Raw genomic sequence first — 16,521 nt, 5'->3', positions numbered from 1 at the left:
AAAATGGCAAAGGATAACAGGTTTGAAATTCGGGCCGGTCACGGCCAGCAGTTGGGCGCAAACTACGACGGAAAAGGTGTGAACTTTGCGCTCTTCTCCGCGCACGCAGAGCGGGTGGAGCTCTGCCTGTTTGACCCGTCCGGGAAAACGGAAATTGCCCGGCTGGAACTCCCGGAATATACCCATGAAGTCTGGCACGGCTACGTGCCCGATCTAAAGCCCGGTGCGCTGTACGGCTATCGCGTCAATGGTCCTTATGACCCGGAAAACGGCCACCGCTTCAACCCGCATAAGCTGCTTATCGACCCGTACGCGCGTGAACTGGTGGGCGATATCGACTGGAACGACGCCCATTTTGGCTATGAGCTTGGGCATGATGAACTGGATCTCAGTTTTGATACCCGCGACAGCGCGCCGTTCACGCCCAAATGCAAGGTTATCGATCCGGACGCCTTCGACTGGCAGGACAACAACCGGCCGGAGGTGCCCTGGCCGCATACCGTTGTCTACGAGAGCCACGTGAAAGGCTTTACCCAGATGAACCCGGCCATTCCGCCCCAACTGCGCGGGACGTTTGAGGGGATGGGGCACAAAGCCTCGGTCGATTACATCAAGAGTCTTGGCATCACCTCGGTTGAGCTGCTCCCGGTGCACTGGTTCCCGGACGATCAGCATCTGCTTGACCGCGGGCTGAAAAACTTCTGGGGCTATAACACGCTGGGCTTTTTCGCTCCGGCGTCGCGCTACTACGGCCCGGCGGGGATCCAGGGTTTCCGCGACATGGTGCGCGCGTATCACGATGCGGGTATCGAGGTGATCCTCGACGTGGTGTATAACCACACGGCGGAAGGTAACGAGCTTGGGCCAACGCTTTCGTTTAAGGGCATTGATAACTACAGCTATTACCGCACGCTGCCGGACCAGCACCGGTATTACATTAACGACACCGGGACGGGAAACACGGTCAACACCTCGCACCCGCGGGTGCTGCAGATGGTGATGGATTCCCTGCGCTACTGGGCGGAATCGATGCATATTGACGGTTTTCGCTTTGACTTAGGGACCATCCTCGGCCGCGAGCCGGAAGGGTTTGATCCGCGCGGCGGTTTTTTTGACGCGGTTACCCAGGATCCGGTGCTCTCTAAGCTTAAGCTTATCGGCGAACCCTGGGATATCGGTCCCGGCGGCTATCAGGTCGGCGGTTTCCCGCCGGGCTGGGGCGAGTGGAACGACAAATACCGCGACACCGTCCGCGAATACTGGAAGGGCGATAACGTCTCAACCGATTTTGCCGCGCGTCTGCTGGGCTCCGGCGATCTCTACGATCTGCGCGGTCGTCGTCCGTGGGCCAGCGTTAACTTCATCACCGCTCACGACGGCTTTACCTTGAACGACCTGGTGTCGTACAACGAGAAGCACAACGCCGACAACGGAGAAGATAATAACGACGGGCATAACGATAATCGCTCGTACAACTATGGCGAAGAGGGGCCGACGGAGAACCCGGATATTATTGTCACGCGCGAGCGGCAGAAGCGTAATTTCCTGACCACGCTGCTGTTCTCCCACGGCACGCCGATGCTGCTGGCGGGCGACGAGTTTGGCCGCACGCAAAAGGGCAATAACAACGGCTACTGCCAGGACAGCGAGATCTCGTGGATAGACTGGAAGGGGCTATCCGAAAACGACGAGGCGCTGCGCGATTTTACCCGCCGTCTCATTGCCCTGCGCGCTTCACAGCCCTTACTGCGCCGTGAAAGCTGGCGCGACGGGCTGGAGATCCGCTGGTTTAATGCCGGAGGCGGGCCGCAGCAGGAGGAACAGTGGGATGAGGGCTCGACGCTCGGGGTCTCCATCAGCAGGTCGGATCTCAAACAGGAGGACGGTATCTGGCACGATGTGCTGATGTTGTTTAACCCGTTTGAAGGCCCGGTTCCGTTCCAGATCCCGCAGTTTGGGGAAGGTGGATGGGTGCTTGAACTGTCTACGGCTGAAGATACTGCCGCCGGAACGGTTATCACCCAGGCCGTAGATTACGAACTGGCCGGACGCAGTATCTCGCTTTTCAGACGTCCTTAACTCACAGCGATGCCGCCGCCCGCGCGGCGGTATCATACAGGGAGGAGATCGTGCGCAGCAGCTGCGCGGTTTCCCCGATAGACGTTCCTGAAATACCGCTCTCTCCATGAATGTTAATCAGGCAGGCTTCCCGCACGTCGCGGTACTTCATGCATAAGGCTTTGCCTTCCTCCGTGGTTGAGAAAAAGAGTTCCTTGCCCGCTTTCTCACTCGTCACATAGCCCGCTTTCACCAGTTTCTTTAGCGCATAGGTCACCACGTGCGTGTCCTCCACGTTCAGGACAAAGCAGATATCGGCCAGCTTTTTCTTGCGGTTGCGATGATTCACATGATGCAGCAGCGACACGTCAAACGCCCCCATATCCGGCTCACCGGCAGCCGTCATGCAGCGCACCATCCATTTGTTAAACGCGTTGCTGGTCATGATCAGCGCGTATTCCAGCTCCGATAGCTCCGCACAGCGTTCCGACACCAGGTGGCGAGAGGAGACGATGCGGCCATCCGTAATATCGTCGTGGTTTGAGGCAACACTCTTTTTTGAGGTCATAACGTTCCTTAGCCAGAAATGTAAACTCATCGATAAAATAAGAACATTTTATTGATAAATTGTTTACATGTTTTTGAGGTTCAGATATAGCTTTTTAGCGCAGGTTTTGCGAAGCCTGCCAACAAAACACAACATCGCTCGCCGCAAATTAAAAAAATAGCCGTCGGCGCGCAACGCTCACTTTGGATAGGGTAAACGTTTATGGACGGTACTACGCTGTTGCCGCTGATCGGGATACCGATCGTGGTTATTGGTTTTGCACTGCGCTTCAACCCGCTGCTGGTGGTCGTGGTGGCGGGGCTGGCGACGGGTCTGCTGGTCGGGATGGATTTTGGGATGCTGCTGGAAACCTTCGGCGAGAAGTTCGTGAATAGCCGATCGCTGGCCACCTTCATCCTGATCCTGCCGGTGATTGGTCTGCTGGAATACTACGGGCTTAAAGAGCGCGCCCAGGCCTGGGTGGCGAAGATCGCCAGCGCCACCTCGGCGCGTATTCTGATGCTCTACTTTGTGGCGCGTGAAGGGACCGCGGCGCTGGGTCTGATGTCTCTTGGCGGCCATGCCCAGACGGTGCGCCCGCTGCTGGCCCCGATGGCCGAAGGGGCGGCGCTGAACGAATATGGCGAACTGCCGCAGCATATCCGCGACAAAATCAAAGCCCATGCCGCCGCGTGCGACAATATCGCGGTTTTTTTTGGCGAAGATATCTTTATCGCCTTCGGTGCGGTTCTGCTGATTGACGCCTTCCTGAAAGAGAACGGGATCCAGGGGATCGAACCGCTGCATATCGGCCTGTGGGCTATTCCAACCGCCATTGCGGCATTAATTATTCATATGACGCGCCTGTTGCGCCTGGATGCCAGCATTCGTCGCGACGTCATGGCCTGGCGTGCAGAGCAGGGTAAACAGGAGGTGGCGCAATGATGACGCTTATCACCATTAACCGCGTGTACTACCTCATCGGCTTTGTCGTGATGCTGCTGGTCGTGATGACCCTGCGCGATCGCGCCAATCCGAAGCGTTTTACCACTGCGCTGTTCTGGTTTTTATTCGGCGGGATCTTCCTGTTTGGCGATCTGATGGTGCAGGAGCTGGGGAAATCGCTGGCGTACCGGATCATTGGCGGCGGCGTCATCGCTATCGCGCTGCTGGCGGGCTTTGGTCTGGTCGGGAAAGGGCACTATAAAATGGCCTCCGACGAGGAGCGCATTGCCTCATCGAACCGGCTCAAAAACTGGCTGTTCCTGCCCGCGCTGATGATCCCGGTGGTGACGGTTATCGGGACGCTGTTCCTGAAGGGCGTGTCGATTGGTGGCGTTTATCTTCTCGACCAGAAACAGCTTACCCTGGCGGCGCTGTGCGTGGCCTGCGTCGCGGCGATCCTCACCGGATGGTGGCTAACGAAGGGTACCCCGCTGCACGCTATCCGCCAGTCTCGTCGTCTTGTCGACACCATCGGCTGGGCGGTGATCCTGCCGCAGATGCTGGCGATGCTCGGCGGCGTGTTCGTGGCGGCCAATACCGGCGATTCGGTGCAGAAGGTGGTCAGTCTGTTCGTGAACCCGGATAGCCGCTTCATGCTGGTGGTGATTTACTGCGTGGGTATGGCGCTGTTTACCATGATCATGGGTAACGCCTTTGCCGCTTTCCCGGTATTAAGTGCCGGTATCGCCTTACCGTTCCTGATTAACGTGCATCACGGCAACCCGGCACCGCTGCTGGCGATTGGCATGTACGCGGGCTACTGCGGCACGCTGATGACGCCGATGGCCGCGAACTTCAATATCGTTCCCGCCGCGCTGCTGGAACTCAAAGACAAATATCAGGTGATCAAGATCCAGATCCCGACCGCGTTAACCCTGCTGGTGGTGAACGTGTTCTTAATGTATTTCCTCGTGTTTCGCTAAGGAGCTGATATGGAATTAACGCAACATCAGGCAGACGCGTTTGCCCGCATGCCTTTGACCTATTTGCGCCAGGAATACCCGAACCACATCATGCACCTGCTGAATGATGATGGCGATGTTCTGCCGCCTCGCGAGCTGCACCCCATATTCTACGGCTGTTTTGACTGGCACTCGGCGGTGCACGGCTACTGGCTGCTGCTGCGCTGCGTGCGCCTCTATCCTGAGCTACCGTGTCGGAATGACATCATCGCACTTATCGACGAGCATCTGACCGACGAGAACGTGGCGAAAGAGCTGGCCTATTTCACCGCGCCGTTCCGCGCGTCGTTCGAACGTCCGTATGGCTACGGCTGGCTGCTGGCACTGGCTCAGGAGCTGAAACAGTCGTCGCTGCCGCAGGCCGCAGTCTGGTACCAGACGCTTGAGCCGTTAACCCAGGATATTCGCAACCGGTTGGTGGATTATCTCAGCAAGCTTACCTATCCGATCCGCGTCGGAACGCACTACAACACGGCGTTTGCCCTCGCGCTGGGGCTGGATTACGCCCGTGCCGTGCAGGACAGCGGGCTGGAGCAGGCAATTCTGACGGCGGCTGAGCGGTTTTATCTCGCGGATACGCGCTATCCTGCGCACTACGAACCGGGCGGCGATGAGTATATTTCCGGCGCGCTGACCGAGGCGCTGCTGATGAGCAAGGTAACGGATAACTTCCCGGCATGGTTCGATAAATTCCTCCCTGACGTAGAGACTGTTGCGGCACTGATGAACCCGGCGGAGGTGAGCGACCGTACCGACCCGAAAATTGCCCATCTGGACGGGTTAAACCTCAGCCGCGCCTGGTGTATGAAGCACATCGCAAAGGCGCTGCCGGAGAACCATCCGGGACAGCAGTCGCTGCGTGATGCCGTGGCGAAACACCTGACGGCAAGCGTCGAGCACGTGGTGGGCAGCCACTACAGCGGCGGGCACTGGCTGGCGAGCTTTGCGCTGCTGGCGCTGGAGTAAACAAACCAGTCGTCTTTTTTGCCGGGTGGCGCTGCGCTTACCCGGCCTACATTGTGCAAGCGTAGCGCCGAAGGGCGAATCAGGCTGATGCCCGAACGGCGGCGCGCAGTCGGCTCAGGCTAAACAACACCGACCCGGCCGAGGCGACCACCGCAGTCCACAGCGCAAAGTGAACGGCCTGGTCCGAGCCCGTCGTCGCAGCCAGCCAAACGCCTACCACGGCCGCCCCCAGACACTGCCCGAAGGTCCTGACGATGGACAATACCCCGGACGCATAGCTGGCATTCTCGCGCGCCACGTTAGCGAGCATCTCCCGATTATTGGGACTCTGGAAGCAGCCAAACCCAATACCGCACACCAGACTGCGCAGGCAGATATCCCATGTGGGAGGGCTTGCGGGTAACGTCGCCAGCAGGATCAACCCAACGGCAAAAATCATCAGCCCGATGGTGGAAATCAGCGGCGCCGAAATCGTATCTGCCCAACGGCCCGCGTGAGGGGCAATCAACACGATCCCAATCGGCCAGGGCGTGAACAGAAGGGCCGATTCCAGCGGGCTGTAGCCATACACGCTCTGAAACAGAAACGGCAGCGCGATAAAGGTGATGCCCTGGCTCACAAACGACGCAAGTGAGGTAAGTGCGGCGAGCGTAAAGCGGCCGTTGCGGAAGATAACGGGGGGCAGCAAGGGGCTTTGGACGCGGCAAATATGCCAGATGAAGGCGGTGGCGCTGAGCAGGGCAATACCCGCCCAGAACGCCGCCTCATGGCTGACGCGCTGGAAACTGTTCGCGGTCATGATCGTCGAACCTAACAGTATCACCGAGAGCACCGCACCTGTGGTGTCAAAGGGCGTTTTACTGGAAGCCGAACCGCGCGGTAGCGCCTTCCAGGCCAGCAGCAGTGCGACACTTCCCGGAATAATGTTAATTGCAAACAGCCATTCCCAGCGCAGCGCCTCCAGGATCGTGCCGCCCAGCACCGGCGCTATGGCCGTGCTGGCGGCAATCAGCAGGGCGTGCAGCCCCAGAACGCGGCCAAGCAGTCGTCCAGGGAAAACGGAGCGCAGTATCGCCGGAGCGATGCTCAACGTGGCCGCGCCACCGATACCTTGCAAAACGCGCATCCCGATCAGCATATCCGGCGTCGTCGTCAGCGCGCAGCCAAGGGAGGTAAGCGTGAACGTTGCAAGACCCGCCAGAAACACCGGGCGATAGCCCATGCGCGCTGCCAGCGCCGCGAAGATAGCCAGCGTCATCGCCGCCGACAGCAGGTAACCGTTGGCAAACCATACTGCGACATTCGCAGAGACCTGCATCGCGCTCGCCATGGACGGCAGCGCTACGTTAATCATGGTGCCATCAAAGACGCCCATCAGCGTGGTGGTCATCAGCGCGACCATGACCCGAGCACGTTCATGTCCCGGTAATCCCTCATCGCCGGGCTGGTTTGAAAACAGCGTCATGATATTTACTCCAGAAAAGAATAGTGATGACGAAACTATAATCATGGGGTATACAAGGCGGAAGACGCAGCCTGTGCATTCATTCGTTGCGTATAACGCCTTATATGAGGAGATAACGTGACCGACCCTGATTTCAATTTGCTGGTTGCCCTCGACGTTTTGCTGGCTGAAGCCAGCGTAGCGGCTGCGGCGCGGCGTCTGAACCTGAGCACCTCCGCCATGAGCCGAACGCTGAGCAGGCTGCGTGAAGTGACCGGCGATCCGATTCTGGTTCGGGCCGGACGTCACATGGTGCTGACGCCCTGGGCAGAAGCCACCCGGGACCGGGCCAGAAACGCCGTGCACGAGGCGAGGGCGGTACTCCAGCCCTCCACCGAGACGCTTAACGTCCAAACTCTGGCGCGACTTTTCACCATTCGGGCAAATGATGGCTTCGTGGTGGCCTTTGGTCCTGCCCTGATTGCCGCCGTTGCCGCGGCTGCCCCTGAGGTCTGTATACGCTTCGCACCGAAGCCTGAAAAAACGTCGCGGTACCTGCGTGAGGGGCTGGTTGACCTGGAAATTGGCGTACAGAGCAACATGGGACCGGAGATACGTTTGCAGCGGTTATTTCAGGACCGATTTGTGGGTGCGGTGCGCAAAGGACATCCGCTGGCCGCGCTGTCGGCAATCAGCATCAACGATTATCTGTCATGGGGCCATGTGGTCGCCTCGCCCGACGGTTCGTTACACGGCTTTGTCGATGACGTTCTGGCGGAACAGAGTAGGAAACGTAAAGTGGCCAGCGTGGTGCCGGGCTTCCCGACGGCGTTATCCGTGGCGCTGGCGTCCGATCTCATTGCGATGGTTCCCGCACTGTATCTGCGCAATCAAACCATGACGGAAAGTTTGCACGTCTTCGAACTGCCGTTTAAAGCCCGGACCATTACGGTTTCCCAGATGTGGCACCCGCGAATGGAGCAGGATCCGGGGCACCGCTGGTTGAGAGAGAAAGTGCGCGAAGTCTGCCAGGTTGCGCAGTGAGCCTTAGCGCGTTATTGCCTTTGGCACAGACAAGATAAACCGCGTCGAGCGAGCGTCAGATTCCACACGCACTTTTCCATGATGGGCAACCACAATGGATTTGACGATGGCAAGCCCGATCCCGCTGCCTTCGCCTTTACGTTGCCTGGACGGATCCACCCGATAGAAGCGGTCGAACAGTCTCGGCAAATGCGCTTCCGGGATGGGCGTGCCGGGGTTTTCAATCATCAGAACAAAATAGCTATCTTGTTCTGTGAGTGAGACGGTCACAGCCTGTCCTTCCGGCGTATAGCGCAGGGCATTGGATAACAGGTTATTGATTGCTCGCCTGAACATCTGGGGATCGCCTTCAACCAGGCAGGGCATACCGTTGAATTTCAGCGTGATGTTGCGCTCTTCCGCCCAGGCTTCGAAGAAATCGAAAACTTTCATCACCTCTGCACGTAAATCAAACATGACCCGGTCAGGGATCAACTGGTTATTATCCGCCTGGGCGAGAAACAGCATGTCGCTGACCATGCGGGTCATCCGGGTGTACTCTTCAAGGCTGGAATAGAGCACGTCTTCAAGCTCTTTCTGCGTCCGGTTCTGGCTTAGGGCAATCTCGCTTTGCGTCATCAGGTTGGTGATGGGGGTTCTGATTTCGTGCGCGATATCGGCAGAAAAGTTGGCCTGTCGGGTAAAGACATCCTCAATTTTTTCAATCATATGGTTGAAGGAGATCACCAACTGTTCCAGCTCAACAGGCACGCGGGACGGCTCTAGCCGCACATCCAGATTTTCAGAGGTGATATTTTTGATAGCGGTGCTGACGTTACGCAGGGGCAGGTGTCCCTGGCGAACCGCGATGCGGATGACAAGAATAATCAGCACGCTGATAACAGCAGCAATCGCGAGCAGATTCTTTTTCAGCGCATCGAGGTAGTGAAGATGAAAATTGATGGAAAGCCCGATAAGCATGACGTAGTTCTGCGTTTTTCCCTGAAATGCAGCCGTTCCGGAAGAGGCGATAATGCGGTAGGTTTCCATTTTCATTCCGGGGCCGGAATGCGCGGGCATGGACGGATCTTCTACCGTCCAGAGAAACACATCCTGCGCGCGGCGGTGTGTGCCAAAATCCGCCGTATTTACCGCTGGGCGTAATGCCGCGCCTTGCGCTGAACTGAACAGTTCATTCCCCTGAGGATCCAGAAGCAGCACGGCGACGTTGCGGTAACTGGCAATCGACTCTTTGATTTTACTGACCTTTCGTTCATCTGGATCGGCCGGTGACTGCAGTATGCGGTGCATTGCGGTGCTGATTTGCTGCAGATCGCTAATATCCTGTTCGGCAAAATGCTTTTCAACCGAATGCAGCATAAACCAGGTAAAAGCGAAAAAAGCGAGGATCGTAGAGAGGCTGATAAAAAACGTCAGCCTCAGGGCAAGAGAGAATGGACGCCTGGCGGGCTTATTTTGCATCCGGCGCCTCCAGCATATAGCCGACGCCGCGGACGGTCTGGATCAGTTTCGGCTCATAATCATTATCTATTTTGGCGCGCAGGCGCTTAACCGCGACGTCGATGGCGTTGGTGTCGCTGTCAAAGTTCATGTCCCACACCTGCGAAGCGATGAGGGAGCGGGGCAGGACTTCGCCCTGATGCCGGATGAAAAACTCCAGCAGACTGAACTCTTTGCTGGTTAACAGAATACGGTTTCCGGCGCGGGTGACCTTCCGGGAGATGAGATCGATCGTCAGGTCCGCCACGTTGAACTGGCTCTCGGCTATCGCCGTATTACCGCGCCTTAGCAGCGTTCTCACCCGAGCGAGAAGCTCAGCAAAGGCGAAAGGTTTTACCAGGTAATCATCTGCGCCCAGCTCAAGCCCCTTAACCCGGTGTTCAATCGTGCCGAGGGCCGTCAGTAACAGTATCGGCATCCCTTTCCCGGCAGAACGCAGCATGCGGACGATATCCCAGCCGTTTACATCAGGCAGCATGATATCCAGAATCAGCAGATCATACCCGGCGGTCATGGCGAGATGATATCCGTTCAGGCCATTGTCAGCGTAGTCCACCACAAAGCCCGCCTCCGTCAGCCCCTTGCTGAGGTATTCGCCTGTTTTAATCTCGTCTTCAACGATCAGTATTTTCATCTTGCTCCCCTGACTGGCTGCTAGCGACATTCTATTGCGCCGAAGGCCGTAATCAACGGCTTACGCTAAAAATGACAACATTGTCATTATCCTGTCACCGGGCAAACAGGATGATTTCGTTAAAGTAACCCTGGTAACACTCTGGACTTCATTGGAATCATTTACCAGGTCTGCCTGGACGAGAAGCGTTATGTTCACCTTAAAACGACTTAGCATCAGCACAATTTTCCTCCTTGCAGGCTGCGTCTCCCTGGCACCTGAATACCAGCGCCCCGCGGCACCGGTCCCGCAGCAGTTTTCACTGTCTCGCAACGGTCTGATGCCCGCAGCGCAGAATTATCAGGACAGCGGGTGGCGCAACTTTTTTGCCGATCCGCACGTGACAAGGCTGATCGCCGAGGCCCTGAGCAACAATCGCGATTTGCGCATGGCGGCCCTGAAGGTGGAAGAGGCCCGGGCGCAGTTTAACGTCACGGATGCAGACCGCTATCCGCAGTTGAATGCGTCGTCAGGTATTACTTACAGCGGCGGGCTGAAAAGTGACAAGCCGACATCACAAGAGTATGACGCGGGCCTTGAGCTTAGCTACGAACTCGATTTTTTCGGCAAGCTCAGGAACATGAGCGAGGCAGACAGACAAAACTTTTTTGCCAGCGAAGAAGCCCGCCGGGCGGTACATATTCTGCTTGTCTCCAGCGTGTCTCAGAGTTATTTCAGCCAGCAGCTGGCCTACAAACAGCTGCGTATTGCGCGCGAGACGCTGAAAAATTATCAACAGTCTTATGCTTTTGTAGAGCAGCAACTGGTGACGGGCAGCACGAACGTCCTCGCGCTGGAGCAGGCTCGTGGACAAATCGAAAGCACCCGCGCGGAGATTGCCAAAAGAGAGGGCGAGCTGGCGCAGGCCAATAATGCCCTGCAGCTTGTACTGGGCACGTATCGCGTGCTCCCGGCAGAAAACGGTGCGAGCGATAGCGCTATGACACCCGTAAAGTTGCCGCCCAATCTGTCATCAGACATTCTGCTTCAGCGCCCGGATATCATGGAGGCGGAGTATCAGCTGAAAGCGGCTAATGCCAATATTGGCGCTGCGCGAGCCGCTTTTTTCCCTTCCATTTCGCTGACAAGTGGACTTTCAACAAGCAGTACGGCGTTATCCAGCCTGTTCACACCGGCGAGCGGAATGTGGAATTTTATTCCTAAAATCGATATTCCGATTTTCAATGCCGGAAGGAATAACGCCAACCTGAAGCTGGCTGAAATTCGCCAGCAGCAGTCGGTTGTGAATTACGAACAAAAAATTCAGGCAGCATTTAAAGACGTTGCTGATGCGCTCGCCCTGCGTGACAGCATTAACAATCAAATTGATGCGCAGCAGCGTTATCTGGATTCACTGCAAATTACCCTTCAGCGCGCCAGAGGATTATATGCCAGCGGCGCGGTGAGCTATATCGAAGTGCTTGATGCTGAACGCTCTCTTTTCACCACACAGCAAACCCTACTCGACCTAATCAATTCCAGACAGGTGAATGAAATTAATCTCTACACCGCACTGGGTGGCGGCTGGGTTGAATAACTTATTTATCATTTAACAGGACAATGAATATGCATAATTCCATTAAAGCCGTTGTATTTGGTGCTCTCTCTGTGATGTTTTCGGCTGGCCTTCAGGCTGAAGTTCATCAGCATGGTGAAATGGCTGCTGCCAGCGACGCCGCTTCAGAGCAGGTAATCGAAGGAACCGGCATTGTGAAGGACATTGATCTCACCAATAAGAAAATCACCATTTCTCATGATGCTATCCCGGCGGTGGGTTGGCCCGCGATGACCATGCGCTTCACCTTTACCCAGGCTGACGAGAGTATTACGGCGTTAAAAGTGGGTAGCCAGGTTAATTTTTCGTTTGTGCAGCATGGCAATATCTCTTTACTGAAGAGCATTAAATAGCGAGAAATAGCATGGCGTCTTTTAAAATAAAATATGCTGCAATGATTATTTCCAGCCTCATCGCAGGCGGGCTGATTTCAGTGACGGCCTGGCAGGTGATGCATTCAGTGGATAAAACAGAAAAGACAGTACCCGAGCGAAAGGTACTTTTCTGGTATGACCCGATGAAACCAGACGTTAAATTTGATAAACCCGGTAAATCGCCTTTTATGGATATGGACCTGGTGCCGAAATATGCTGATGAAGACGACGAGAAAAGCAACGCCGGTATTCGTATTGATCCGACACAGGTTCAGAATCTGGGATTAAAAACGCAAAAAGTCACGCGAGGGAAGCTGAATTATTCCCAGACCATCCCGGCCAACGTCAGCTATAACGACTATCAGTTTGTCATTGTGCAGGCACGCGCTGAAGGTTTCGTTGAGAAGGTGTACCCGCTGACAACGGGCGACCATGTGAAGAAAGGCACACCGCTGATTGATATCACGATCCCGGACTGGGTCGAAGCGCAGAGTGAGTTTTTGCTGTTATCCGGCACTGGCGGAACGCCTACCCAGATTAAAGGGGTGCTTGAGCGGCTGCGGCTGGCAGGCATGCCAGACGACGATATACAAAGGCTGCGCGCAAGCCGAACGATTCAGACCCGATTTACCATTAAAGCCCCCATCGACGGGGTGATCACCGCGTTTGACCTGCGCACCGGAATGAATATTTCAAAAGATAAAGTGGTAGCACAGATTCAGGGGATGGACCCCGTCTGGATCAGCGCAGCCGTCCCTGAGTCCATCGCGTATCTCCTGAAAGACACGTCGCAGTTTGCTGTTTCCGTACCGGCTTATCCGGACACATCGTTCCCCGTTGAAAAATGGAACCTTCTGCCGAGCGTGGACCCGACCACTCGCACGCTGCAGGTGCGCCTGCAGGTTTCCAATAAAGATGAACGTCTGAAACCGGGTATGAACGCTTATCTGAAACTGAATACCCAAAGCCAGGACATGCTACTGATCCCGTCTCAGGCCGTTATCGATACCGGCAAGGAGCAGCGCGTGATTACGGTCGATGCGGAGGGGCGTTTTGTGCCGAAACCGATCCACGTGCTGCACGAATCTCAGCAACAGTCCGGTATTGGTTCAGGCCTGAATGAAGGGGAGTCGGTGGTGGTCAGCGGTCTGTTCCTGATTGACTCTGAGGCCAATATTACCGGTGCGCTGGAGCGCATGCGGCATCCTGTAAAACCTGATGACGCGCATGCTGGTCACTAAGGAGACGACGATGATTGAATGGATTATCCGGCGGTCAGTCGCCAATCGTTTTCTGGTGATGATGGGGGCGCTGTTTCTTAGCGTCTGGGGTACCTGGACCATCATCAACACGCCGGTCGATGCCTTGCCCGATCTGTCTGATGTTCAGGTGATTATTAAAACCAGCTATCCCGGCCAGGCTCCGCAGATTGTTGAAAACCAGGTGACGTATCCGCTCACCACCACCATGCTGTCGGTGCCGGGCGCAAAGACCGTGCGCGGGTTTTCCCAGTTTGGTGATTCCTACGTGTATGTCATTTTTGAAGATGGGACAGATCTCTACTGGGCCAGGTCGCGCGTGCTGGAGTATCTGAATCAGGTGCAGGGTAAACTGCCCGCCGGGGTGAGCGCTGAAATCGGGCCTGATGCCACGGGTGTGGGCTGGATATTTGAGTATGCGCTGGTCGATCGCAGCGGAAAACACGATCTCGCGGAACTGCGATCTCTTCAGGACTGGTTCCTCAAGTTTGAACTGAAAACTATTCCGAACGTGGCCGAGGTGGCGTCGGTCGGCGGCGTGGTGAAGCAGTATCAGATTCAGGTCGATCCGTTAAAACTGGCCCAGTACGGCGTAAGCCTGCCTGAGGTTAAGCAGGCCCTGGAATCGTCCAACCAGGAAGCAGGGGGCTCATCCATTGAAATCGCGGAAGCGGAGTATATGGTTCGCGCCAGCGGTTATCTCCAGACTCTTGATGACTTCAATAATATCGTCCTGAAAACCGGGGAGAACGGGGTACCCATTTATCTGCGTGATGTTGCTCGCGTGCAGACGGGGCCGGAAATGCGACGCGGTATTGCCGAACTAAACGGGCAGGGGGAAGTCGCCGGGGGCGTGGTGATTCTGCGTTCAGGCAAAAATGCGCGTGAGGTCATTACTGCGGTGAAAGATAAACTGGAGACGCTGAAGGCCAGTCTGCCGGAAGGCGTTGAGATTGTGACCACCTACGACCGCAGCCAGCTTATCGACCGGGCCATTGATAACCTGAGCGGCAAGCTGCTCGAAGAGTTTATCGTGGTGGCCATCGTCTGCGCGCTGTTCCTCTGGCACGTCCGCTCTGCGCTGGTCGCCATCATTTCTCTGCCGCTCGGCCTGTGCATTGCCTTTATCGTCATGCACTTCCAGGGGCTGAACGCCAATATTATGTCGCTGGGTGGGATCGCCATCGCCGTCGGCGCAATGGTGGATGCCGCCATTGTGATGATTGAAAATGCGCATAAACGGCTCGAGGAGTGGGATCATCAGCATCCCGGAGAGCAAATTGATAACGCCACCCGCTGGCAGGTGATCACCAACGCCTCCGTGGAGGTTGGCCCCGCGCTGTTTATCAGCCTGCTGATCATCACCTTATCTTTCATTCCGATTTTTACCCTTGAAGGGCAGGAAGGGCGGCTGTTTGGTCCGCTGGCCTTCACGAAAACGTACGCCATGGCGGGGGCGGCCGCGCTGGCTATCATCGTCATTCCGATTCTGATGGGGTTCTGGATCCGGGGAAAAATCCCCGCTGAGAACAGTAACCCGCTGAACCGGCTGCTGATCGGAGCCTATCATCCGCTGCTGCTTAAGGTGCTTTGCTGGCCAAAAACCACCCTGCTGGTTGCGGCGTTATCCATCTTCACGGTTATCTGGCCTTTAAGTCAGGTGGGCGGTGAGTTTCTGCCGAAGATCAATGAGGGCGATCTGCTGTATATGCCGTCGACCCTGCCGGGCGTCTCTCCGGCAGAAGCGGCGGCGCTATTACAGACCACGGACAAGTTAATCAAAACCGTCCCGGAAGTGGCTTCCGTGTATGGTAAGACGGGTAAGGCTGAAACCGCAACAGATTCCGCGCCGCTTGAAATGGTTGAAACGACCATTCAGCTCAAGCCGGAAGACCAGTGGCGGCCGGGCATGACGATTGACAAGATTATCGATGAACTGGACCAGACGGTTCGTTTGCCGGGGCTTGCCAATCTCTGGGTGCCGCCCATCCGTAACCGCATTGATATGCTCTCAACCGGGATCAAAAGTCCGATAGGGATCAAGGTGTCGGGTACCGTTTTGTCGGATATCGACGCAACGGCGCAGAACATTGAGGCGGTAGCCAAAACCGTGCCGGGCGTGGTCTCAGCACTGGCTGAACGTCTGGAAGGTGGGCGCTACGTTGATGTGGATATCAACCGTGAAAAAGCCTCCCGCTACGGCATGACGGTGGGCGATGTGCAACTCTTCGTCTCCTCCGCCATCGGCGGTGCGACGGTAGGGGAAACGGTTGAAGGCGTGGCCCGGTATCCGATCAATATCCGCTATCCGCAGGATTACCGGAACAGCCCGCAGGCGCTGAAGGAGATGCCGATCCTTACGCCGATGAAGCAGCAAATCACCCTTGGCGATGTGGCAGAGATTAACGTCGTTTCCGGTCCAACCATGTTGAAAACGGAAAATGCCCGTCCCGCCAGCTGGATTTACATTGATGCGCGGGGCAGGGACATGGTGTCGGTGGTAAACGACATTAAGACAGCCATCAGCCAGAAGGTCAAACTGAGGCCGGGAACCAGCGTGTCATTCTCAGGACAGTTTGAGCTACTCGAGCATGCCAATAAAAAACTGAAGCTGATGGTGCCGATGACGGTGATGATCATTTTCATTCTGTTATATCTGGCCTTCCGCCGCGTGGACGAAGCCTTGCTGATTCTGATGAGCCTGCCGTTCGCACTGGTTGGGGGGGGTTGGTTCCTGTACTGGCAGGGCTTCCATATGTCTGTCGCAACCGGAACCGGGTTTATCGCGCTGGCTGGCGTCGCGGCTGAGTTTGGGGTAGTCATGCTGATGTATCTGCGTCAGGCCATTGAAGCGCACCCGGAGTTGTCTCGTCGTGAAACGTTCACCGAGCAAGGGCTTGATGACGCCCTTTATCATGGCGCCGTGCTGCGCGTGCGGCCAAAGGCGATGACCGTTGCGGTGATCATTGCCGGTCTGCTGCCGATTCTGTGGGGTACCGGTGCCGGGTCAGAGGTCATGAGCCGGATAGCGGCGCCCATGATTGGCGGGATGATTACGGCTCCGCTGCTATCGCTGTTTATTATACCTGCGGCGTACAAGCTAATCTGGTTGCGCAGGCATAAAAAACCATAAA

General features: G+C 56.2%; 13 protein-coding genes. 9 read left to right on the top strand and 4 right to left on the bottom strand.

Translation table 11 applies throughout. The features are described from left to right. Window positions 1-3: 3 nt before the first annotated feature. A complete protein-coding gene (gene glgX / locus ACOQH0_RS11440; RefSeq protein WP_421512302.1) occupies window positions 4-2,079 on the top strand; it encodes a glycogen debranching protein GlgX in 2,076 nt (691 codons plus the stop codon). Window position 2,080: 1 nt separating this feature from the next. Here glgX and ACOQH0_RS11435 read toward each other — a convergent pair whose 3' ends face one another. Beyond that, window positions 2,081-2,626: a winged helix DNA-binding protein gene (locus ACOQH0_RS11435; protein WP_010431247.1), complete on the bottom strand. Its 546-nt coding sequence runs from the start codon at window positions 2,624-2,626 to the stop codon at window positions 2,081-2,083. A gap of 201 nt (window positions 2,627-2,827) precedes the next feature. On the opposite strand from ACOQH0_RS11435, the gene ACOQH0_RS11430 reads away from it, so the two are divergent. Genes ACOQH0_RS11430 through ACOQH0_RS11420 form a run of 3 tightly spaced genes read left to right on the top strand, consistent with a single transcriptional unit; the run spans window position 2,828 to window position 5,538 of the window. Continuing rightward, window positions 2,828-3,550 carry a DUF969 domain-containing protein gene (locus tag ACOQH0_RS11430; protein ID WP_010431244.1) on the top strand — a complete coding sequence of 241 codons (723 nt, stop codon included), beginning with the start codon at window positions 2,828-2,830 and terminating at the stop codon, window positions 3,548-3,550. After that, window positions 3,547-4,533 (top strand): DUF979 domain-containing protein, encoded by a 987-nt coding sequence (locus tag ACOQH0_RS11425; RefSeq protein WP_148400710.1) that lies wholly within the window; start codon window positions 3,547-3,549, stop codon window positions 4,531-4,533. Before ACOQH0_RS11430 ends, ACOQH0_RS11425 begins: the two co-directional genes overlap by 4 nt. Before the next feature lie 9 nt (window positions 4,534-4,542). Beyond that, window positions 4,543-5,538, top strand: coding sequence for a DUF2891 domain-containing protein (locus ACOQH0_RS11420; RefSeq protein ID WP_421512301.1), 996 nt, complete (start codon window positions 4,543-4,545; stop codon window positions 5,536-5,538). Window positions 5,539-5,617: 79 nt separating this feature from the next. On the opposite strand, the gene ACOQH0_RS11415 is transcribed toward ACOQH0_RS11420, so the two are convergent. Beyond that, window positions 5,618-7,003, bottom strand: coding sequence for an MFS transporter (locus ACOQH0_RS11415; RefSeq protein WP_421512300.1), 1,386 nt, complete (start codon window positions 7,001-7,003; stop codon window positions 5,618-5,620). Between the two features lie 117 nt (window positions 7,004-7,120). On the opposite strand from ACOQH0_RS11415, the gene ACOQH0_RS11410 reads away from it, so the two are divergent. Further along, complete coding sequence (locus ACOQH0_RS11410; protein ID WP_421512299.1) at window positions 7,121-8,026, top strand: LysR family transcriptional regulator; 906 nt, start codon at window positions 7,121-7,123, stop codon at window positions 8,024-8,026. Window positions 8,027-8,029: 3 nt separating this feature from the next. Here ACOQH0_RS11410 and ACOQH0_RS11405 read toward each other — a convergent pair whose 3' ends face one another. Next, on the bottom strand, window positions 8,030-9,487 hold the full coding sequence (locus tag ACOQH0_RS11405) for a Cu(+)/Ag(+) sensor histidine kinase (RefSeq protein ID WP_421512298.1): 1,458 nt from the start codon (window positions 9,485-9,487) through the stop codon (window positions 8,030-8,032). Further along, the gene (locus ACOQH0_RS11400) at window positions 9,477-10,160 is read right to left on the bottom strand and encodes a copper/silver response regulator transcription factor (protein ID WP_100166640.1); all 684 of its coding nucleotides are present in this window, start codon (window positions 10,158-10,160) and stop codon (window positions 9,477-9,479) included. The genes ACOQH0_RS11405 and ACOQH0_RS11400 overlap by 11 nt, the downstream gene beginning before the upstream one ends. Window positions 10,161-10,350: 190 nt before the next feature. On the opposite strand from ACOQH0_RS11400, the gene ACOQH0_RS11395 reads away from it, so the two are divergent. Genes ACOQH0_RS11395 through silA form a run of 4 tightly spaced genes read left to right on the top strand, consistent with a single transcriptional unit; the run spans window position 10,351 to window position 16,520 of the window. Then, on the top strand, window positions 10,351-11,736 hold the full coding sequence (locus ACOQH0_RS11395; RefSeq protein ID WP_421512297.1) for an efflux transporter outer membrane subunit: 1,386 nt from the start codon (window positions 10,351-10,353) through the stop codon (window positions 11,734-11,736). A 29-nt stretch (window positions 11,737-11,765) separates the two neighbouring features. Beyond that, window positions 11,766-12,107, top strand: a complete 342-nt coding sequence (cusF, locus tag ACOQH0_RS11390; RefSeq protein ID WP_421512296.1) for a cation efflux system protein CusF — start codon at window positions 11,766-11,768, stop codon at window positions 12,105-12,107. A gap of 11 nt (window positions 12,108-12,118) precedes the next feature. Continuing rightward, window positions 12,119-13,369: an efflux RND transporter periplasmic adaptor subunit gene (locus tag ACOQH0_RS11385; RefSeq protein ID WP_421512295.1), complete on the top strand. Its 1,251-nt coding sequence runs from the start codon at window positions 12,119-12,121 to the stop codon at window positions 13,367-13,369. Window positions 13,370-13,379: 10 nt separating this feature from the next. Further along, complete coding sequence (silA, locus tag ACOQH0_RS11380; protein ID WP_421512294.1) at window positions 13,380-16,520, top strand: Cu(+)/Ag(+) efflux RND transporter permease subunit SilA; 3,141 nt, start codon at window positions 13,380-13,382, stop codon at window positions 16,518-16,520. The last annotated feature ends 1 nt before the right edge of the window (window position 16,521 follow it).

This window comes from Enterobacter sp. JS8-1 (assembly GCF_049187015.1).
GTDB classification, from domain to species: Bacteria; Pseudomonadota; Gammaproteobacteria; order Enterobacterales; family Enterobacteriaceae; genus Enterobacter; species Enterobacter mori.
Note: the sequence above shows the minus strand (reverse complement) of the source record. Positions and strands in the feature narration are given on the sequence as shown.